This is a genomic window from Winogradskyella psychrotolerans, assembly GCF_018860565.1.
Taxonomy (GTDB): Bacteria; Bacteroidota; Bacteroidia; order Flavobacteriales; family Flavobacteriaceae; genus Winogradskyella; species Winogradskyella damuponensis.
In genome coordinates, this window is record NZ_JAHKPS010000025.1 from 54,398 (window position 1) to 74,520 (window position 20,123).

Here is a 20,123-nt window from a genome sequence, read left to right on the forward strand (position 1 = left end):
ATTACTGATTTTTAGGTTTTTAATTATAAAATTTGAATTTTTTTTAAACTATGAGCGAAGAACATAAATTTAATTTTTCAGAGGAAGAGGAGCAGCGCATCACTAATGAGATGAACAAAGAGAAAGCTGTTGAAGAAAAGAAGGACGCCGTTAAGAAAGATGCACAAGGTTTATTTGCAAGTATAAAATTGTTTTTAACTGAATTACTCGATTTTAGAGATGATACAGATAGAGATGCCACCATTACTGCTATTAAGCATGATATTCCATTCAAAGGGGCAACCGCTTGGATTTTGGTTTGTTCTATTTTTGTGGCTTCCATTGGTTTAAATGCAGATTCTACAGCTGTTGTTATTGGAGCCATGTTAATTTCGCCATTAATGGGGCCAATCTTAGGGGTTGGATTGTCTATAGCTATTAATGATATTGATACATTAAAGAAGTCTTTAATAAACTTAGCCACAATGATTGTCTTAAGTTTATTAACGGCATTTTTATTCTTTTGGTTATTTCCGCTGAGTACAGAAACTTCAGAACTTTTAGGAAGAACGAGACCAGATATCAGAGATGTTTTAATTGCTTTCTTTGGTGGTTTAGCCTTAATAATTGCACGAACCAAAAAAGGAACTATAGCTTCTGTAATATTTGGTGTTGCAATTGCTACAGCCTTAATGCCTCCTTTGTGTACAGCTGGTTATGGTTTGGCTATGGGGAATTGGAGCTTTTTTGGTGGAGCTATGTATTTATTTACTATTAATACCATATTTATAGCTTTAGCAACATTTTTAGTTTTAAAAGTATTGCGTTTTCCAATGCTTAAATATGCTAATTCTGCAAAACGAAAACGTATTTCTAGAGTAGCAATGGCTGTTGCTGTTATTGTAATGATTCCTGCAATTTGGACATTTTTAACAGTATTGAAAGAGAGCAAAATAGATATGGCTTATAAGAGTTTCTTAAAAGAAGAGATAACAGAGAACCGTAGTCTGTGGTTATATGATGAAGATCTAGATATGGATGCAAAAATAATAAACTTGTATTTTAATGGGGAAGTAAGTGACGAGATTGTTACCGCGTGGCAAAATGCTAAGAATAAATCTGCGGACCTTAGTGAGTTTAGATTAGTTATTAACGCTAATAAAACAAGAAGTGTAGATCGTATGGCGCAATCTTTAGATAGAGCTTATGCAGACCTAGATAGAAAGGACAATGTGATTGAGGGCTTGCAAAAACAAATAGAAGAACTACAAGCAAATATTTCTAATTTAAATAAAGTCATAGAGTCTAAAAATACAAATCAAGATGCAGTATCATTTAGTACATTGTCTCGTGACGCCAAAATTAAATTTAGCGATTTAGAATATTTTGGCTATGCTAAAATGTTAGAGTCAAAAGATTTTATAAATATAGATACAGTGACTGTTGCTAATGTAAGATGGAAAGTTCAACTTGCAGATAGTTTAGTTTTTATGAAAGAGCGCGATTTACAAAAATGGCTAAAAAACGAATTAAAAGTAGATACCGTATTTATTAAACGTAACTAAAGATTAGTCACTTTCTTCGAGGTACATTTTTCGTACTTTCTTAAATAAATTAGAAGAGTAAACAAAATCAGTTACCACTTCGTTATCAGTTTTAAATATGGTTTTGTTAGAGCCCTCCCATGCTTTTAGCCCATCTTTTAAGAACACAATTTTTTCGCCAATTTCCATCACAGAATTCATATCGTGAGAATTAATGACTGTAATAATATTGAATTCGTCTGTGATTTCTTGGATTAAATTATCGATGACAATAGCTGTCTTTGGATCTAAACCAGAGTTAGGTTCATCACAAAATAAATATTTAGGGTTGTTTACAATTGCTCTTGCAATAGCAACACGTTTTTGCATACCACCAGAAGCTTCACTAGGCATTTTTTTATGAGCATCAGGCAGATTAACACGGTTTAGAACCACATTAACTCTATCTTCCATTTCACTTTTACTTTGTTTTGTAAACATACGTAATGGAAACATCACATTTTCGGCAATAGTCATAGAATCAAATAAAGCACTGCCTTGAAAAACCATGCCTATTTCGGCACGTAATGCGCGCTTTTCATTCGGACTTAATTTGCTAAAAATCTTTCCGTCATAAGAAATTGAGCCTTCTTCATATTCAAATAAGCCCAATAAGCATTTTAAAAATACCGTTTTACCTGAGCCACTTTGTCCAATAATTAAGTTGGTCTTTCCTTTTTCAAAAGAGGTTGTTATGCCTTTTAAAATATGAGCATCTCCAAACGATTTATGTAAGTCTTTAACCTCTATCATAATTAGCCAAGTAATAAACTGGTTAGTAAAAAGTTAACTAATATAATCATAACACTAGTCCATACAAAAGAAGTTGTACTCGCTTTACCAACTTCTAAAGCGCCTCCTTTCATAAAATAACCGTAATACGAAGGTATAGTTGCTAATAAAAATGCAAATACAAAGGTTTTTACAAAAGCGTAGATGAAGTGAAACGGAATAAAGTCCATTTTTACACCTTCAATATAATCTTCCATAGTACCATAGCCACCATAGACACAAGCTACAAGTCCTCCAAGAATCCCTAAAAACATGGCGATAGAGATTACAAAAGGATAAAGTGTTAGAGCAATAAATTTTGGAAAAACAAGGTAGTTAATAGCATTTATTCCCATAACCTCTAGTGCGTCAATTTGCTCAGTAACGCGCATTGTTCCTATACTTGATGTGATAAAAGAACCAACTTTACCCGCCATAATTATAGAAATAAAAGTTGGAGCAAATTCTAGTATTATAGATTGTCTGGTGGCAAAACCTACTAGATATTTTGGCATCAAAGGACTCGTCATGTTTAACGAAGTTTGAATAGCAACAACTCCTCCTACAAAAAATGAAATAAAAGCAACAATTCCTAATGAGCCTATAATAAGATCATCTATATCTTTTAAAATTAAAGGTTTCATCACAGACCATTTTGTAGGTCTACGAAAAATATCCTTAATCATTATAAAATAAGTGCCTATATTATGTAGGTAAATCATGTTTAATTTAATTAGTGCTAAAGTATAAAAAATGATTAGGAAATTACCCTAAATTAAAATTAAGATAACATAAAAATTGTATTTTTGAGATTGATATAAAAGACATATAGAAATGAAAAAAATCTTCACTATAGCTTCCATTTTGTTTTTGTTTAATTCTTGTAGCTCTCAAAATACTACAATAGAAACTACAGAAACTACTTCTATAACAGAAACAAGCTCTAGACCTAAACTAGTTGTTGGAATTGTGGTAGACCAAATGCGCTATGATTATTTAACACGTTTTGAATCTAAATTTGGAGATGGTGGTTTTAACCGCATGATAAATGAAGGATTCAATTGTAAAAACAATCATTTTAATTATATACCAACCTATACAGGCCCAGGACATGCATCTGTATACACTGGAACTACTCCAAAAATTCATGGAATCATAGGTAATAACTGGTATGATAAGGAAACTAAGGAAATGGTGTATTGTGCAGGAGATGACAATGTGAAATCGGTGGGAACTGAGCATAAAGCAGGGAAAATGTCACCACACAGAATGCAAACAACAAGTTTTGCTGACGAGAACAGGTTGTTTACGCAAATGCAAGGTAAAACTATTGGGATTTCTTTAAAAGATAGAGGAGCTATTTTGCCAGCAGGTCATGTTGCAAATGCAGCATATTGGTTTCATGGAAGAGATGAAGGGCGTTGGATTTCAAGTTCGTTTTATATGAATGATTTGCCAAAATGGGTAAAAGATTTTAATACCGAAACTCATGCAGAATCTTACTTAAAAGAATGGAATACTCTTTATGATATTTCAACGTATACTGAAAGCGGAGTTGATGAAAATACGTTTGAAGGAGGCTTTAAAGGCAAAGAAAAGGCTACATTTCCTTACGATTTAAAAGCATTAAGTAAAGACAATAGAGGTTTCGATATTTTAAAAGCAACACCTTATGGCAATAGCTTAACTACAGATTTTGCTATAGCAGCAATTAAAGCAGAAGGTTTAGGGCAAGATCAAATTACAGATGTTTTAGCAGTAAGCTTTTCTGCGACGGATTATGTAGGTCATAATTTTGGTGTAAACTCTAAAGAAATCCAGGACACCTACTTACGTTTAGATAAAGATTTAGAACGCTTATTTATATATTTAGATGCTACAGTGGGTAAAGGGGAATACACTGTTTTTCTTACTGCAGATCATGGAGCAGTAGACGTACCTTCTTATTTAACTTCGGCAAGAATACCTTCTGGTTATGTAGATAATAAAGATAGAAAAGAAAAATTTAATACTTTTTTAGAGGCGACTTATGGCACTAATGATATTGTTGAAAATATTAGTAATGGACAAATATTCTTAGACAGAAAGAAAGTAGAGGATTTAGATTTAAACCTTATTGATGTTCAAAATGCGATTGCAATGGAGCAGTTGAATTATAAGAATATTTCTAAAGTTTATACAGCCACAACGATGAGTTCATCAAGTTTTTCAAATGGAGTAGAAATGTTGTTGCAAAATGGATTTAACCAAAAGCGTTCAGGAGATGTGTTGTTAGTTAATGACACAGCCTTTATTTCATATAGTAAAACGGGTTCTACTCATGGTAGTGGTTTAAATTACGATACTCATGTGCCTTTATTATTTTTTGGTAAAGGGGTTAAGCATGGTGAAACATTTGATAAAACTGTAATTCCAGATATTGCGCCAACAATTTCTGCACTTTTAGGCATTAGTTTTCCCAATGGAGCAACAGGTCAACCTTTAGGGTTTGTTATTGATTAAACGCTTATTTTGAAAAGAAAACCAATATTTACTATAATAGCCATCATCATTGTCATTGGCATTTACAGTTATGAGTATTTTTTAAACTCAGAAGAAAAAACTGAAATCGTAAATGAAGGGCAAGCGGTAAAAGAAGGCACCAACGCGTATTACTTGCCAACAAGTACAACGAACCAAATAATTCATCATCAAAACTATTCCTTATCGTATAGTGAGCCTCATGAACAAGCCGAATGGGTGGCTTATGAGTTGAAAGCATCACATCTAAGTTCTACAAATCATAAACGACCTTATTTTGAAATTGATAATGCCGTAAAAACAGGAGCTGCACATTGGGGAAATTATAAAAAATCGGGTTACGATAAGGGGCATTTGTGTCCTGCTGGAGATAGACGTTTTACTAAAGAAGCGCATGACGAAACTTTTTTAACGAGTAATATAAGTCCACAAGAACATCAATTCAATGCAGGTGTTTGGAATAGGTTAGAACAGAAAGTAAGGTATTGGGCGAAAAAGAATGATGGTGTTTTTGTAGTCACTGGAGGTATTCTTAAAAATGGACTAAAAGTGATTGGAGAAGAAGATGTCGCTGTACCTAATCAGTTTTATAAAGTGATATTAGACAATACCAATGGAAAAATAAAAATGCTTGCTTTTATTATGAATCATGAAAACTCAGATTTACCATTGTATAAATTCGTGGTTTCTGTAGATGAGGTTGAAGCTGCAACTGGAATTGATTTTTTTCCGCAGTTAGATGATGCTATTGAAGATAGATTAGAAGCATCGAGTAGTTATAAAAGTTGGAGTTTCTAAGTGATTTCTCGCTCTAATTAGAAAAAAATAATAGCGTACAGGTAGTATTTTTATTTTAGAAATTTCCCCTTTATTCCATCCCAGCGTAAGTCTCTAATAAACTGCCCTTCTTCATTAGAAACTAAAAATTCTAATTTATTAGATTTAGCTCTAAAATAGCCAGACATATAATCTTTAAATAGTTTGAAACTCCCTTTTTTCGATGCTAATTTTAAAGCAGAGATTAAGGTGATCCAAAAGCCATAGCGCATTTTATACATAGCTTCACCTTGTAAATACTTAGAGGCTTTATTGTAAGATAGTCCTGTGGGTTTTAAGTGTTTTACATGAAGTGTTTCATCAGTAAGAATTTCCCAACCATTATATTTTGCTAATAATTCATCTACCGTATCCCATCCCATAGAAGGTTTGAGTTGCCCTATTTGATTAAAACATTCTTTTCTATAGGCTTTAAGAGCTCCTCTAATATGATCTTTATTGGTTAGGTTTTCAAGAACCCATGCATTATTTTCTTTAATATAACAGAACCCAGAAGCCATTCCTAATTTTGGATTAGACCGAAAATGGTCTGCTATTTTTTCTAAATAATCTTTTGGAAAAATAAGATCGGCATCAAATTTACAAATGATGTCAAAGTTGTTGTCTAATGATTCGAAACCTTTATTAAAAGCATGAATTATTTTTGATCCAGGTAAATGTAGGTCTGAAGACTTAGAGTTTACAATAGATAACCAAGTGTATTTTGAAGCATAGGTTTCAACAATATTTTGAGTAGCGTCTGATGAATTATCATTTACAACAACTAATGCTTTAGGTAATAGTGTTTGTTGCACCAAAGATTCTAAAGTTTTACCAATGTAATCTTCTTCGTTGTGAGCAGGAATGATGATGTAAATATCCATTAGAAATTTCAAAATACTAAGTTTCAAAGCTAAGTAAAACGCAATTGAAATTAGGGATTTATGCTTTGGAATTTATACCTCTTTCTGCATAGACAATATAATAACGTGGAGTAAAATGCCTCAAAATAGGTCTTATACCAAATTTCTTTACGGGATTAGTCCATTTTTGTCGGTCTTTAATTATCCATCCTGTTTTTTCTAAAAGCCAATCGAGTTGCCAATCTTCAAACTCATGGTAATGTCTGTCTCTCATATCTGTTTTACTTCTATAAGCTGAAACAAACCAGAGCTTTAATGGTACACTGATAAGAATTCTGTCTGCTTTAATCGATTTTAAAACTTCATAAGGAGATAAAAAATGTTCAAAAATCTCAAAGGCGGTTACTACTTTTGCAGACGAGTCTTCAATTTCAGAACGTTCTTCATCTAAATCTTTACCTGTAGTATTTTCAACCGAGTAACCTTCAGAAATCATAATTTCTGAAAACGGATTTTTAACACCTAAATCTAAGATCGAATCCGATAGATTAACATGTTTTTGTAAAAACTGAAGGGTGAGTTTAAAGCGTTTATTTGGATATGTTTTTTCGTACATCTATTGTTGAATCAGTAAAATCAATATTGATATACAATAGCATTGATATTCATACCAGCGCCAACACTTGCAAGCATTATAATATCACCTTTATTAATTTCTTGATTTTCTAATTGATCTTTTAAAATTATATCTAATAACGTAGGTACGGTTGCTACACTAGAATTGCCAAGCCTATTTATAGACATTGGCATTATGCCTTGAGGCATTTTCATTTGGTATAGTTTATAAAACCGTTTCACAATGGCTTCGTCCATTTTCTCATTAGCTTGATGAATCAATATTTTTTTAACATCGGTAATGGACTTGCCGCTTTTTTCGAGACAAGATTTTAATGCCATTGGAACATTAGAAAGCGCAAATTCATAGATTTTACGACCATACATTTTAATGTATCTACGTTGGTCTGTAATCTCAGGATTATTGGTTTCTCCAAAAAATATAAAATGTGCTTCATCTAAAGCATAAGTCGCTGTTTCATGTGCTAAAATTCCACCTTTTTCATCATTTTTTTCAATAATAACAGCTCCTGCGCCATCACTATAAATCATTGAATCTCTATCGTGTTTGTCAATAACTCTAGATAAGGTTTCGCTACCAATTACTAAACAGCGTTTAGCAATACCTGCTGTGATAAATGCGTTGGCTTGAATGACTCCTTCTATCCAACCAGGACAACCAAAAAGTAAATCGTAACCTACGCATTTAGGATTTTTAATTTGCAGCAAATGTTTAACACGCGATGCTATACTAGGTACAGTGTCGCTCTGTTCTGTGTTATATTTTATATCGCCATAATTGTGGGCAACAATAATATAGTCTAAGCTCTCTTTGTCAATACCAGCATCTTCAATAGCTTTTGTTGCCGCAATAAAAGCAATATCACTGTTTAATTGTTTTTCATTAACATAGCGCCTTTCCTGAATACCTGTTATAGCTTCAAATTTTTTTACAATAATTTCATTAGGGCTATCAATTGAAGTTCCATCAGCATTTAAAAATTGATGATTATAAAAATCTTCATTTTTTTCAACAATACTTGGTATATAACTTCCCGTTCCTGTAATTCTAATTGCCATAGTTCTTTAATTTCAATACTACGAAGCTACTTAATATTATAGAATTTTCTATAATTTAAAGTTTTAATGCTTTAATTTTTAATGAATTCGTAATAATTGCTGTTTATAATTTGAAATGCATAAAAAAGATTTCAATTTGTAAATTTTTTATAATACTATTTTTAAGCTTCCATGTAATCTTCAATTGGTGCACAACTACAAATAAGGTTTCTATCTCCATAGGCATCATCGACACGTCTTACACTTGGCCAAAATTTATTGTCTCTCACAAAATCTAGAGGAAATGCTGCCGCTTCTCTGTTGTATGGTAGTGTCCATTCATCAGCAGTTAGCATATCTAAAGTATGAGGTGCATTTTTTAATATGTTATTGGATTCGTCTTTAGAGGATGAATCAATTTCTTTTCTAATAGAAATCATAGCATCACAAAAACGATCCATTTCTGCTTTACTTTCACTTTCTGTAGGTTCAATCATCATGGTTCCTGCTACCGGAAATGATACTGTTGGTGCGTGGAATCCATAATCCATTAAACGTTTTGCAATGTCTGTAACTTCAATGCCATTGGCTTTAAAATCACGACAATCTATAATCATTTCGTGAGCGGCTCTTCCCATTTCTCCTGAATATAAAGTTGGGTACGATCCTTTTAAACGTTCTTTAATATAGTTTGCATTTAGTATCGCAATTTCGGTCGATTTTTTCAAGCCTCTGTAGCCTAACATTTTAATATAGCCATAAGAAATAAGGCAAACTAATGATGATCCAAAAGGAGCGCCAGAAATAGCCGAAATTGCTTGATGACCTCCTGTTTTTACAATTGGGTTTCCTGGTAAAAAAGGAACTAATTGTTCTGCTACACATATTGGTCCAACACCTGGTCCACCTCCTCCATGAGGGATGGCAAATGTTTTGTGTAAATTTAAGTGACAAACATCAGCACCAATATTTCCAGGATTAGTTAAGCCTACTTGCGCATTCATGTTAGCACCATCCATATAAACTTGTCCGCCGTTATCGTGAATAATCTGTGTGATTTCTTTTATCGCAGATTCGTAAACTCCATGTGTTGAAGGGTAAGTAACCATTATCGCAGAAAGATTATCTTTATGTAATTCTGCTTTTTCTCTTAAATCTTCGACATCGATATTACCATTTTCTGAAGCTTTGGTAACAACCACTTTCATACCTGCCATAACAGCACTTGCTGGGTTTGTCCCGTGAGCAGATGATGGAATTAAACAAATGTTTCTATGGTGATCTCCACGAGATTCATGGTAAGCTTTAATAACCATTAAACCGGCGAATTCACCTTGGGCACCAGAATTTGGTTGAAGTGATGTTGCTGCAAATCCAGTGATTTCTGATAATTGGTTTTCTAATTCTTTTAATACTAATTTATAACCTATAGGCTGGTCTGCAGGTACAAATGGATGTATATTTCCCCAATTTGGCCAACTTAGTGGTAGCATTTCAGATGCTGCGTTTAATTTCATAGTACAAGACCCTAATGAAATCATTGAGTGATTTAAAGCCAAATCTTTGCGCTCTAAACGTTTTACATAACGCATTAATTCTGTTTCAGAATGGTAGGTATTAAAAACTTCAAACGTTAAAAACTCAGACTGACGTTTTAAATGATCTGGAATGGTTTTTATATGAGAAATAGATGCAATTTTATCTGTAGTGTTACCTGTTGCATTTTCAAAAATTGAAATAATTTCATTTAAGTCTTCAATAGTTGTAGTTTCATTTATTGAAATTGTTACTGTATTGGTGTCTGGATAATGAAAATTAACTTCACGTTTTTCTGCTTCATACTTAACCTTTACAGCATCTGTTTTTATTTGAAGCGTATCAAAGTAGTGAGAGTTTACTTGCTCTAATCCTAGTTTTTCTAGAGCATTGGCAAGAGTAGAGGTCGAGTTCTTAACTTTATCTGCAATAAAAGTTAAGCCTTTTGGACCATGATAAACAGCATACATTCCTGCCATAACAGCTAAAAGTACTTGAGCTGTACAGATGTTAGATGTTGCTTTGTCTCGTTTAATATGCTGTTCACGCGTTTGTAATGCCATACGCAAAGCTCTATTGCCATTTTTGTCTTTGGTTACACCAATAATACGACCAGGAACATCTCGTTTGTAAGCTTCTTTAGTTGCAAAAAAAGCAGCATGAGGACCTCCATAACCCATTGGGATTCCAAAGCGTTGTGTTGTTCCAACAACTACATCTGCTCCAAATTTACCTGGCGCTTCAAGTTTTACTAGACTTAAAATATCTGCAGCAACAGCGACTTTAATGTTTTTAGCGTTGGCTTGTTCTATAAAGGATTTAATGTCTGTAATTTGACCATTTTTTCCAGGATATTGTAATAAGGCACCAAAATAGTCTTCAGAAAGGTTGTATTCTGCTTCGTTACCAATTACTAATTCAATTCCTATTGGGTTTGCTCTAGTTTCTAGTAGTGCAATAGTTTGTGGCAATACTAAATCTGAAACAAAGAATTTATTGACATTGGCTTTCTTTTGAGCACGATCTCTAACAGCAAATAAAAGCCCCATAGCTTCTGCGGCTGCAGTACTTTCATCTAAAAGTGATGCATTGGCAATTTCCATACCTGTTAAATCAATAATCATGGTCTGGAAATTTAATAATGCTTCTAATCTACCTTGAGCAATTTCTGCTTGATAAGGTGTGTAAGCAGTATACCATCCTGGGTTTTCTAATATGTTTCGCTGAATTACAGCAGGTAAATTTGTAGGATGATAGCCTAAACCTATGTAAGATTTGTAGACTTTGTTGAGTTGTGATAGTTTATAAATGTGAGTTAGATACTCTTGTTCGCTCATTGCAGCATCAAGATCTAAATCGTTTTCTAAACGGATATTGTCTGGAATAGTTTCAGTAATTAATTGTTCTAAATCTTTAACACCTATAGTGTCTAACATGGCTTGTTGTTCGGTTGAATTTGGGCCAATATGTCTGAGTGCAAATGAGGTTGTGTCCATTAAAAAATAATTTATTTAGTTCTGCAAAAGTAAGGATTTAGCCTAATTTTTTAGTTAATGAAAACTAAAGTTTTTAACCGAAATGATAGGTTATTAACACATTCCTTACTTTTGTTGAATGAGAGTTTTAAAACGCATCTTTAACTTTTATTTGAATAGTAGTATTCATGTTGCATTAGCCGCTTATGCCTTAGCATGGATAACACTAATAGAGATGAATATTGATTATGATAAATCTCTTTTAAGTTTTGTTTTTTTTGCGACGATAACGGGATATAATTTTGTGAAATATTTTGGAATCGTTAAGTTTCATCATCGCAGTTTGGCCAGCTGGCTAAAAGCGTTACAAGTGTTTTCTTTTCTAGCCTTTTTAGCTATGTGTTATTTTGTACTAAAGCTTGAGTTTAATGCATTAGTACTTATTGTTATTCTTGGAATTATTACATTCTTTTATGCTATTCCGATAATGGTTCCTAAACAGTATTTGTTTGATGACCATAAGAATTTAAGGCAAGTCAGTGGTTTAAAAGTTTACCTTATTGCATTAATATGGATGCTTACAACGGTTTTGTTGCCCATGTTAAATAATGATATTGTGATAAGTTCTGATAGCGTAATTATAGGTGTGCAAAGGTTTTGTTATGTGCTTGTATTAATGTTGCCGTTTGAGATTAGAGATCTAAATTACGATAGTTTAAAGTTGGCAACAATACCTCAAAAAATAGGGGTTAAAAACACTAAAATTATAGGAGTAGCCCTTTTAGTTGTTTTTTTGATGTTAGAGTTTTTTAAAGATGAATTATTAGATGTATCCATTATTGCTATTGTAATAACGACTATTATTACACTAGTATTATTGCTTCTTTCAAACAAAAATCAATCAAAATATTTTAGTGCGTTTTGGGTAGAAGGTTTGCCTATTATTTGGCTACTGGTCTTGTTGTTGCTTCGCTAATTCTTTATCAAATTGTGATTGAAGCTTTTTTAGTTCTTCAGTTTTGAGACACTGAACTTTTGATTTTTCTATGGTTTCAGATAATTTCTTGTTTTTATTAGAATACTTCTTTGTAATGTGGCAATACATAAGACGTAATCTTAGTTTAAATTGTTCCCAAGAAGAAGCCTCATCATATTGTACTTTGTCACAAATATGCTTTGCTTCATCACAGCTAATAAATAAAAAACTTTTTTTCATTTTTAATGTCCTTGTAAACGGAATATTATTTATACCAATTATCTTCCATGCATTCTGCTAATGCAGTTCGTGCTCTGTGTATAATAACCCATAGGTTAGACGCAGTAATATCTAAATCATTACAAATGGTTTCTGTATCATAACCTAAAATGGTTTTCATCTTAAAAACGTCGGCTTGTTTTGCAGGTAATTTCCCTAAACAATCGTAGATGGCGTCACCTAATTCTGAATTCACTAAATGGTCTTCAGCAGTTTTGTCACTGGCATCTGCCACGCGCTCTTCTAACCAATCACCTTCAGTGTCTGTATCACTGTTGTAACTCATTCTAACTTCGGCTTTACCTTTATTAGAATTTATTTTTCGGTAATGGTCAATGATTTTACGTTTTAAAATAGAGATTAGCCACGTGCGTTCACTCGCTTCACCCTTAAAGTTTTTCATGGATTTAAGGCCTGCTAAGAATGTTTCAGATATTAAATCTTGAGCAATTTCTCTGCTATTAACACGAGTAATTGTGTAATTAAATAAATAATCTGAATATGATTTTACCCAATTGTTTGGGTTTATTTGATGCTTAGGCATTTTTCATTTTCATTGCTGACTCAAAAATAGGTTAAAATTTTTAAATATAATTTAGTTCTAAAAATTAAAGTAAAATTACATAATGTGCATATCTCATTATTTTTTTGTGGCGCTAATAATATAATACCCAAAACTTTTGAGGTGTAATCCTGTTAATAATGCGTAGAATGATCCTTTTAAGTTGTGAAGACTTTCTCTTTTTATAGATTTAAAACTCAATAATTTTTTGAGTATAAAGCCCGTAATTGCAAATGGTACGTGTAGTACAGAAGGGGCAACGCAATGGGAGGTGTCTTCAATTGTAATATTTATGAAACCTAAGTCCTGTAACTTTTGCTTTATAAAAGTGTGGGTTTCCAGTTTTTCAAGACTCCAATGATCGCATAAACGGTTATAGGCATATTCTGCTCCTTTGCAAAGTTCTGAACGCTCTTTTTTTAGGAAGGCATCTGCGATGACTAGTCTTCCGCCAGGTTTTAAAATACGATACGCTTCTTTTAATGAATTTTCTCCGTGACCGGAATGGCAAAAGCTTTCTATGGCTACAGCCGAATCAAAGGAATGCGATTGAAATGAGGTGTGGTTATAGTTTTCTTTTAGAATAATACCATTTTTTCCTTGTAATAAATCATTCCCATGTTTCACTTGAAAATCAGAAAGTGTGACTCCATAAGTGATGATATTTTGATGTTGTTTTAAGGCATAGCGCATCGTGCCGCCCATACCACAACCTAAATCGATGAGTCTATGTTTTTTAGTGTTAATTTGAAGTCGTTTTATAACCTGAGCATTCATTTGATTAAGCATGCGGTCGCGTTTAAAAGGATTAGTTTTAAACGGTGCATAATAACCAAAATGCATGTTAAAGTCTTGACTCCAAAATTCGTAATCTTCTGAGGCTTCGTTATAGAAATCTATCATTTCTATTTTGTTTTTTTCAGAATAGCTGTCAATAGGTAGTACTTGTGTTTTCATAATGGAAATTTATAAGATTGAACTAAGATTTATCATTAATAACCACGTGTAAACCACAGTAAATAGTGTGAACAAAGTATTCATGAAATAACTACCGATCTTGAAAATTAATTTCTGTGGTATTTGATACATGGAATAATATGCAATTTGTGTAGCGACTTTCCCAACCCAATATGCTGCAATAAGTCCGGTTAAGGCAATAGCTAAGTTTGATCCGTTTTGTAAATCGTTAGGCATTACGATAGCAATTAATCCAAAAGAAAAATTTAAACCTTGAATATATCTGCCATACGTTTTTGCGATTTCTTGATTTAGAGGTTTTAGCTGTTTCACATCATTATACCAGTCAAAAACCTTGTGTCTTATATAAGGATAAATTAATGCGGTGAATATTTGTCCACAGCCACCTAGAATGATTAACCAATTTGGAATTTGTGTTTTCATGATAATTTAATTTTATAAGTGATATAGAAATGGAATAGGGCAAGACCCATTGAAACGAATAACCATAGAAATATGAGTTGGAATCCTCCAATTCCGAAATGGCTTATAATCCGAAAGAGTACAATAAAGGATGCCGTTGTAATTACATAACTTTTAAATAGGTTTTTGACAGGTTTAGAGAGCGTTTTAAAATGAACTATAAGCGTGATACTCATTAAAATTTGAACAAGACCTAAAACAATTTGTACCATAATGCCTCCCCAAAAAGTTAAGTAAAGAAACAGAGTAATCAGGATTAACAATTTGTTGATATCGTAAAAATGCTTCATGTTTTCTTTGTTTTTAAACTTTCAGAAAAAATTGAAAGTTTGTTTTAAAAAAATATACGTGCTACTTCATCAGTTTTAAAACCGACTTCGTTAACCAGTTTTGTTTTTGATTCACCATCTTATTCATTAAAGTATCTAAATCTTGCGTTAATTGATTTAAAGCCTTGGTTTGTTTAATGAGCTCTTTTGTTTTTTCAGTGCCATCCTCTTTTATTGTAGAGACCTCTTCAAGAACTTTAATCACAGGTCTAATTTCTCTTCGGCTGCGCTCTTTGGCGACGATGCGTGCTAATTCTTGTACGTCTTTTTCCGTAGTAAAAAACTCTTTACGTTCACCAGATACCAACACTTTAGTGACAATGCCCCAATCCATCAATTGTCTTAAATTCATACTGGTATTACCGCGTGAAATTTTAAGATCTTCCATAATGTCTTCCATAGACAAAGGCTGCGTGGAAATAAAAAGTAAGGCTTGTATTTGAGCCATTGCTTTATTGATGCCCCAAAGTGAGCCTAAACTTCCCCAAGTGCTAATAAATTTTTCTTTTGCTTCTTGATATTCCATAATACAAATATATAATAATTTTTAAACTTTCAATAATCTTTGAAAGTTTATTTGATTTGATAATGGATATGGTCATCGTGTCGTACTGCTTTACAACCGTGAAATCGAATTTTAGATTCATGACCTAAACCGAGTGATTGTTTCAGATGTGGTTCAATAAATAGCTTTTGGGTTGAAGGCGCAGAAAGCAATTGTTTAATTATAAGCACTGTTTTGGGGTTATCTAGTTTTAGGTTATGAATCGTTCCAAGTGTAAAATACTTTGTAAAATCATACTGCCAATAGCCTTTTTCTAAACAAGATTTAAAGCTGTAATTTTTATCGGTATTAGCATAAACACCATAACCAGAAATTGAAGGTTTTTTAGAGGTTGAAATGCCATTGTGATCTAAATACATAAAAGATAAATCTATCTTTTTTCCGTCATTATGACTTAAATGCGGCAATAAGGGAAAGCCATCAATAAAAGGGAAATTAGCATCTAAATAGGTAATTGCAATACCTGAAGAAGATAAAACGTGAGCTGAGTTTTCTAATTCGCTTTTCAAATTGGAATTCACATAATTTCTAAAAGCTAAGGGGTAAAACCAATTTCGAGGTTTTAAATGCTTATCAAACCATGGTAATTTTTCTCTTCCAAAATGAGTAGCAATTGGCGGAATGATAACAAGGTTAAATATTAAGTAAAGTAAAGGGAAAACAATGCGTTTTCCCTTTTTGATTTTGTTTGAAATAATAATAGCCAGAAGCCAAATAATACCTCCAATTTGCGTGATTATTGTTAAAACTAAAATGATTGCTATATGCCCAATAAGTTTTAATAAGCTCATAAATAGTGAACGCACTAACGTTACGTTTTATTTCAACAAGCCTGCACGTCTTAATAAGGCTTCAGGTTTTGGTTCTTGTCCTCTAAACTTTTTATACAAAGTCATTGGATTATCTGTACCTCCTTGAGATAACACAAAGGTTTTAAACTTATCTGCCACGGTTTTATTAAAAATGCCTTCTTCTTTAAAATATTCAAAGGCATCTGCATCTAAAACTTCTGCCCATTTGTAACTGTAATAGCCAGAAGAATAGCCTCCTTGAAAAATATGCGAAAACGACGTGCTCATACAATTTTCTGCGACATCAGGATACAGACTTGTATCTCCAAAGGCTTCAACTTCATGAGACTTTACATTTGTAATATTTGAAGGATCAATACCATGCCACGACATATCTAATAAACCAAAGCTCAATTGACGTAAGGTTTGCATACCTTCGTGAAAGGTTGCTGAAGCTTTTATTTTTTCAACCAGTTCCATTGGGATGACTTCGCCTGTTTCGTAATGTGTTGCAAATAATTCTAAAGCTTCTTTTTCGTAGCACCAATTTTCTAATACCTGACTTGGTAATTCAACAAAATCCCAATATACGCTAGTTCCAGATATACTTGGATACGTGGTATTGGCTAACATACCATGTAAGGCGTGACCAAATTCATGAAACAACGTTGTGACTTCATTAAAGGTTAATAATGATGGTTTACTTTTTGTTGGTTTTGTAAAGTTACATACGATAGATACATGTGGTCTTTCATTTTTACCATCTTTTATCATCTGTGGTTTAAAAGACGTCATCCAAGCACCATTTCGTTTTCCTGCTCTTGGGAAAAAGTCGGCATAGAAAATGGAAACTAATTCTCCTTCGCTATCCGTAACTTTATACGTTAAAACGTCCTCGTGATATTTATCAATGGTATTAATTTCTTCAAACTGTAACCCGAATAATTTATTAGCTACTGTAAAAGCACCATTGATTACATTTTCTAGTTTGAAATACGGTTTTAATTGCTCATCATCCAAGTCGAATAATTTTTGTTTTAACTTTTCAGCATAATAACCAGAATCCCATTTTTGTAATTGGTCAATACTATCTAGTTCTTTTGCGAAAGCTTCTAATTCTTCAAATTCTGCATTAGCCGCTGGTTTCGCTTTTTCTAATAATTCGTTTAAAAATGACGTTACTTTTTCTGGCGTTTCTGCCATACGCTCTTCCAATACAAAGTGAGCATGTGTTTTGTAACCTAAAAGTTGAGCACGCTCAAAACGCAATTGCGCTATTTTAAGAACAATGTTTTGATTGTCTAGTTCATTGTTTTGAAATCCTTTTCTACCAAAGGCTTTAGATAATTTTTCTCTAAAAGCTCTGTTGTCTGCATAGGTCATAAACGGAATATAGCTTGGGTAATCTAAGGTGATTAACCAACCGTCTTTGTCTTTGCTTTCGGCTAATTGTTTAGCGGCTTCTTTGGCGCCTTCTGGTAAACCTGAAAGGTCAGATTCGTCCATTAGGTGCATTTCAAATTTATTTGTTTCCGCTAAAATATGTTCTCCGAATTTTAATTTTAATTGACTTAATTCTTTGTCAATGGCACGAAGTTTTTCTTTCTTATCTTCAGGTAAATTAGCTCCATTACGAGAAAATCCTTTATATTTTTTATCGAGAAGCGTGTCTTGCTCTGTAGTTAAATTTAAACTAGATTTAGCATCGTAAACTGCTTTTACGCGTTTAAATAAGGCTTCATTTAACGTAATGTCATTGCTGAAATCTGAAAGTAAAGGTGAAACCTCTTGTGCAATTTTCTGAATCTCGTCATTAGTTTCAGCAGAATTCAAATTAAAGAAAATACTAGATAGACGATCTAACTCTTCACCAGAATAATCTAAGGCTTCGATGGTGTTTTTAAAAGTTGGTGCTTCAGTGTTTGCTGTTATGGTATCAATTTCGGCTTTTGCTTTTTCTATGGCAATATTAAAAGCCGATAGATAATCTTCTGTTTTTATTTTAGAAAAAGGGGCTGTTTTATAAGGAGTATTGAATGAATTATTAAGAATTGTCATTTTATGTTATTTTTCTTACTAAATAATTGATAATCTGTTTTTTAACTAAAATTTAAGAGGCTGATTACAGAAGTTGGTTGTACTTTTGTAAAATCTTTTTAGTGATGTATTTTACTACTAAGAATTGATTAATAGCAAAAAAAAGCCTTGATGTAAATTGAGGCTTTTTTTATAGGTTTTTTGCAGAGTCTATAACTTTAGATTTTAGTCCTTCTTTATAAACCATTATTTTGTCTAAAACACATTGGTCTGCGCTGCCTAAAATCTGAGCAGCTAAAATTCCTGCATTTTTGGCTCCGTTTAAAGCTACAGTAGCTACAGGTACTCCGCCTGGCATTTGTAAAATGGATAATACAGAATCCCAACCATCTATAGAATTACTGCTTTTTACAGGAACACCAATAACTGGTAACGGAGACATAGAGGCTACCATTCCTGGTAAATGAGCTGCTCCACCTGCGCCAGCTATAATTACTTTGATGCCTCTTTTATGAGCATTTTTACTAAAATCGAATAATTTTTCAGGGGTTCTGTGTGCCGAAACGATATCAACTTCAATTTCAATATCAAAACCGTTTAATATATCTATAGCGTCTTGCATTACTGGCATGTCGCTTTTACTTCCCATTATTATGGCTACTTTACTCATTTTTATTCGCTAATTACTTCGATTGTTTGTTTTACTTGTTCTGCTATTTTACGAGCTACAGAGATCTCTTTGTTAACAATAGTTACATGGCCCATTTTTCGGAATGGTCTGGTTTGTTTTTTACCGTAAATATGTGGAGTTACGCCATCCATAGCTAAGATGTTTTCAATGTTTTTATACACTACATTCCCGGTGTGGTTTTCGGCACCAACAAGGTTAACCATTACTCCAGCGACTTTACTTTCGGTATTGCCAAGTGGTAAGCCTAAAATACATCTGATCTGTTGTTCAAATTGTGAGGTATAACTGGCTTCAATACTATAATGACCAGAATTATGTGGTCTTGGTGCGACTTCGTTTACTAAAATGTCATCAGTTTCAGTTTGAAACATTTCCACAGCCAATAGCCCCACATGTTTAAATTCTGCTGCTACTTTTAATGCAACAGATTCTGCCTTCTTTGCAATAGCATCAGGAATTCTAGCCGGGCAAATCACATATTCCACTTGATTGGCTTCAGGATGAAATTCCATTTCAACAACCGGATACGTTTTAACATCTCCTTGTGCGTTTCTAGCCACAATTACAGCTAATTCATTTTTAAATGGAATTAACTGTTCTGTAATACATTCCACATTTGGTAAATCCGTTAAGTCAGAAAGATTTCTAACCACTTTTACACCTGTGCCATCATAACCAAATCGAGCGCTTTTCCATACAAAAGGATAATTTAAGCCTCCATGATCTACAGCTTCATCAATTTCAGACGTATATGCAAATCTTGAGAAATCTGCTGTCGGAATATTATGATCGCGATAAAATAATTTTTGTGTGGCTTTATTTTGAATGGTTCGTAATGTTTTAGACGAAGGAAACACTTTTACACCTTGTTTTTCAAGTGTTTCTAAAGCATCTACATTAACATTTTCAATCTCAAAAGTTAATACATCAACCTGTTTTCCGAAGTTAATTACGGTGTCGTAGTCTAATAAATCGCCAACGGTGAATTCGTCGCAGGCCAGTCGTGATGGTGCATCAGGACTAGAATCTAAGACACAAGTGTAAATATCAAACTTACGCGTATCGTATAACATCATTTTGCCAAGTTGGCCACCACCAAGAATTCCGAGTTTAAAATTTGAAGAAAAATAGTTCATGTTCACTTTCCACGAAAGTGGAAATATTTTAAAAGATTCAACTTAATTTATAGCAAAAATACGCTAAATATCATACATCCCTCTAAATTCCTAAATCAAA

The 20,123-nt window shown here is 33.1% G+C and carries 19 protein-coding genes; 4 read left to right on the forward strand and 15 right to left on the reverse strand.

Annotation, left to right across the window (positions count from 1 at the left end; genetic code table 11):
• Nucleotides 1-50: 50 nt before the first annotated feature.
• Entirely contained in the window at nucleotides 51-1,544 is a 1,494-nt protein-coding gene (locus tag KO504_RS13080) for a DUF389 domain-containing protein (protein ID WP_215927579.1), read from the forward strand.
• Between the two features lie 3 nt (nucleotides 1,545-1,547).
• Here the strand turns inward: KO504_RS13080 and KO504_RS13085 are convergent, their stop codons facing one another.
• Both KO504_RS13085 and KO504_RS13090 read right to left on the reverse strand, forming a co-directional pair.
• Entirely contained in the window at nucleotides 1,548-2,315 is a 768-nt protein-coding gene (locus tag KO504_RS13085; RefSeq protein WP_215927580.1) for an ABC transporter ATP-binding protein, read from the reverse strand.
• 2 nt (nucleotides 2,316-2,317) lie between these two features.
• The gene (locus tag KO504_RS13090; protein WP_215927582.1) at nucleotides 2,318-3,055 is read right to left on the reverse strand and encodes an MlaE family ABC transporter permease; all 738 of its coding nucleotides are present in this window, start codon (nucleotides 3,053-3,055) and stop codon (nucleotides 2,318-2,320) included.
• Nucleotides 3,056-3,167: 112 nt separating this feature from the next.
• Between KO504_RS13090 and pafA the strand changes: the two genes are divergently transcribed.
• Both pafA and KO504_RS13100 read left to right on the forward strand, forming a co-directional pair.
• Nucleotides 3,168-4,835 (forward strand): alkaline phosphatase PafA, encoded by a 1,668-nt coding sequence (pafA, locus tag KO504_RS13095; RefSeq protein ID WP_215927584.1) that lies wholly within the window; start codon nucleotides 3,168-3,170, stop codon nucleotides 4,833-4,835.
• A gap of 9 nt (nucleotides 4,836-4,844) precedes the next feature.
• Complete coding sequence (locus KO504_RS13100; protein ID WP_215927586.1) at nucleotides 4,845-5,651, forward strand: DNA/RNA non-specific endonuclease; 807 nt, start codon at nucleotides 4,845-4,847, stop codon at nucleotides 5,649-5,651.
• A 50-nt stretch (nucleotides 5,652-5,701) separates the two neighbouring features.
• Here KO504_RS13100 and KO504_RS13105 read toward each other — a convergent pair whose 3' ends face one another.
• The 4 genes from KO504_RS13105 to gcvP all read right to left on the reverse strand — a co-directional run bounded on the left by KO504_RS13105 (nucleotide 5,702) and on the right by gcvP (nucleotide 11,238).
• Nucleotides 5,702-6,553: a glycosyltransferase family 2 protein gene (locus tag KO504_RS13105; protein ID WP_215927799.1), complete on the reverse strand. Its 852-nt coding sequence runs from the start codon at nucleotides 6,551-6,553 to the stop codon at nucleotides 5,702-5,704.
• A gap of 58 nt (nucleotides 6,554-6,611) precedes the next feature.
• Nucleotides 6,612-7,148, reverse strand: coding sequence for a methyltransferase (locus KO504_RS13110; RefSeq protein ID WP_215927588.1), 537 nt, complete (start codon nucleotides 7,146-7,148; stop codon nucleotides 6,612-6,614).
• A 20-nt stretch (nucleotides 7,149-7,168) separates the two neighbouring features.
• Entirely contained in the window at nucleotides 7,169-8,227 is a 1,059-nt protein-coding gene (locus KO504_RS13115) for a 3-oxoacyl-ACP synthase III family protein (RefSeq protein ID WP_215927590.1), read from the reverse strand.
• Between the two features lie 161 nt (nucleotides 8,228-8,388).
• Nucleotides 8,389-11,238: an aminomethyl-transferring glycine dehydrogenase gene (gcvP, locus tag KO504_RS13120; protein WP_215927592.1), complete on the reverse strand. Its 2,850-nt coding sequence runs from the start codon at nucleotides 11,236-11,238 to the stop codon at nucleotides 8,389-8,391.
• Nucleotides 11,239-11,452: 214 nt separating this feature from the next.
• Here gcvP and KO504_RS13125 point away from each other — a divergent pair, with 214 nt between their 5' ends.
• Entirely contained in the window at nucleotides 11,453-12,193 is a 741-nt protein-coding gene (locus KO504_RS13125) for a hypothetical protein (protein ID WP_252723693.1), read from the forward strand.
• Here KO504_RS13125 and KO504_RS13130 read toward each other — a convergent pair.
• From KO504_RS13130 to KO504_RS13170, 9 genes are all read right to left on the reverse strand, one after another.
• Nucleotides 12,167-12,433, reverse strand: coding sequence for a hypothetical protein (locus tag KO504_RS13130; protein WP_215927596.1), 267 nt, complete (start codon nucleotides 12,431-12,433; stop codon nucleotides 12,167-12,169). The two genes, KO504_RS13125 and KO504_RS13130, sit on opposite strands and share 27 nt — an antisense overlap.
• A gap of 25 nt (nucleotides 12,434-12,458) precedes the next feature.
• A complete protein-coding gene (locus KO504_RS13135) occupies nucleotides 12,459-13,016 on the reverse strand; it encodes a sigma-70 family RNA polymerase sigma factor (protein ID WP_215927598.1) in 558 nt (185 codons plus the stop codon).
• A gap of 96 nt (nucleotides 13,017-13,112) precedes the next feature.
• Nucleotides 13,113-13,991 carry a methyltransferase domain-containing protein gene (locus KO504_RS13140; protein ID WP_215927600.1) on the reverse strand — a complete coding sequence of 293 codons (879 nt, stop codon included), beginning with the start codon at nucleotides 13,989-13,991 and terminating at the stop codon, nucleotides 13,113-13,115.
• Between the two features lie 9 nt (nucleotides 13,992-14,000).
• Nucleotides 14,001-14,435, reverse strand: coding sequence for a hypothetical protein (locus KO504_RS13145; protein WP_215927602.1), 435 nt, complete (start codon nucleotides 14,433-14,435; stop codon nucleotides 14,001-14,003).
• Nucleotides 14,436-14,825: 390 nt separating this feature from the next.
• Nucleotides 14,826-15,329 (reverse strand): GbsR/MarR family transcriptional regulator, encoded by a 504-nt coding sequence (locus KO504_RS13150; RefSeq protein WP_215927604.1) that lies wholly within the window; start codon nucleotides 15,327-15,329, stop codon nucleotides 14,826-14,828.
• Between the two features lie 47 nt (nucleotides 15,330-15,376).
• Nucleotides 15,377-16,174: a hypothetical protein gene (locus KO504_RS13155; RefSeq protein ID WP_354667401.1), complete on the reverse strand. Its 798-nt coding sequence runs from the start codon at nucleotides 16,172-16,174 to the stop codon at nucleotides 15,377-15,379.
• 12 nt (nucleotides 16,175-16,186) lie between these two features.
• On the reverse strand, nucleotides 16,187-18,217 hold the full coding sequence (locus KO504_RS13160; protein WP_215927606.1) for a M3 family metallopeptidase: 2,031 nt from the start codon (nucleotides 18,215-18,217) through the stop codon (nucleotides 16,187-16,189).
• Nucleotides 18,218-18,386: 169 nt separating this feature from the next.
• Nucleotides 18,387-18,866 carry a 5-(carboxyamino)imidazole ribonucleotide mutase gene (gene purE / locus KO504_RS13165; protein WP_215927608.1) on the reverse strand — a complete coding sequence of 160 codons (480 nt, stop codon included), beginning with the start codon at nucleotides 18,864-18,866 and terminating at the stop codon, nucleotides 18,387-18,389.
• A 2-nt stretch (nucleotides 18,867-18,868) separates the two neighbouring features.
• Entirely contained in the window at nucleotides 18,869-20,023 is a 1,155-nt protein-coding gene (locus KO504_RS13170) for a 5-(carboxyamino)imidazole ribonucleotide synthase (protein WP_215927610.1), read from the reverse strand.
• Nucleotides 20,024-20,123: the final 100 nt, after the last annotated feature.

Bases quoted from the DNA above. Each gene is read 5' to 3' on its own strand.
- KO504_RS13145 (WP_215927602.1), bottom strand. From the start codon at position 14,435: ATGAAAACACAAATTCCAAATTGGTTAATCATTCTAGGTGGCTGTGGA.
- KO504_RS13090 (WP_215927582.1), bottom strand. From the start codon at position 3,055: ATGATTTACCTACATAATATAGGCACTTATTTTATAATGATTAAGGAT.
- KO504_RS13085 (WP_215927580.1), bottom strand. From the start codon at position 2,315: ATGATAGAGGTTAAAGACTTACATAAATCGTTTGGAGATGCTCATATT.
- KO504_RS13150 (WP_215927604.1), bottom strand. From the start codon at position 15,329: ATGGAATATCAAGAAGCAAAAGAAAAATTTATTAGCACTTGGGGAAGT.
- KO504_RS13130 (WP_215927596.1), bottom strand. From the start codon at position 12,433: ATGAAAAAAAGTTTTTTATTTATTAGCTGTGATGAAGCAAAGCATATT.
- KO504_RS13170 (WP_215927610.1), bottom strand. From the start codon at position 20,023: ATGAACTATTTTTCTTCAAATTTTAAACTCGGAATTCTTGGTGGTGGC.
- purE (WP_215927608.1), bottom strand. From the start codon at position 18,866: ATGAGTAAAGTAGCCATAATAATGGGAAGTAAAAGCGACATGCCAGTA.
- KO504_RS13080 (WP_215927579.1), top strand. From the start codon at position 51: ATGAGCGAAGAACATAAATTTAATTTTTCAGAGGAAGAGGAGCAGCGC.
- KO504_RS13105 (WP_215927799.1), bottom strand. From the start codon at position 6,553: ATGGATATTTACATCATCATTCCTGCTCACAACGAAGAAGATTACATT.
- KO504_RS13135 (WP_215927598.1), bottom strand. From the start codon at position 13,016: ATGCCTAAGCATCAAATAAACCCAAACAATTGGGTAAAATCATATTCA.
- pafA (WP_215927584.1), top strand. From the start codon at position 3,168: ATGAAAAAAATCTTCACTATAGCTTCCATTTTGTTTTTGTTTAATTCT.
- KO504_RS13110 (WP_215927588.1), bottom strand. From the start codon at position 7,148: ATGTACGAAAAAACATATCCAAATAAACGCTTTAAACTCACCCTTCAG.
- KO504_RS13140 (WP_215927600.1), bottom strand. From the start codon at position 13,991: ATGAAAACACAAGTACTACCTATTGACAGCTATTCTGAAAAAAACAAA.
- KO504_RS13125 (WP_252723693.1), top strand. From the start codon at position 11,453: ATGAATATTGATTATGATAAATCTCTTTTAAGTTTTGTTTTTTTTGCG.
- KO504_RS13160 (WP_215927606.1), bottom strand. From the start codon at position 18,217: ATGACAATTCTTAATAATTCATTCAATACTCCTTATAAAACAGCCCCT.
- KO504_RS13115 (WP_215927590.1), bottom strand. From the start codon at position 8,227: ATGGCAATTAGAATTACAGGAACGGGAAGTTATATACCAAGTATTGTT.
- gcvP (WP_215927592.1), bottom strand. From the start codon at position 11,238: ATGGACACAACCTCATTTGCACTCAGACATATTGGCCCAAATTCAACC.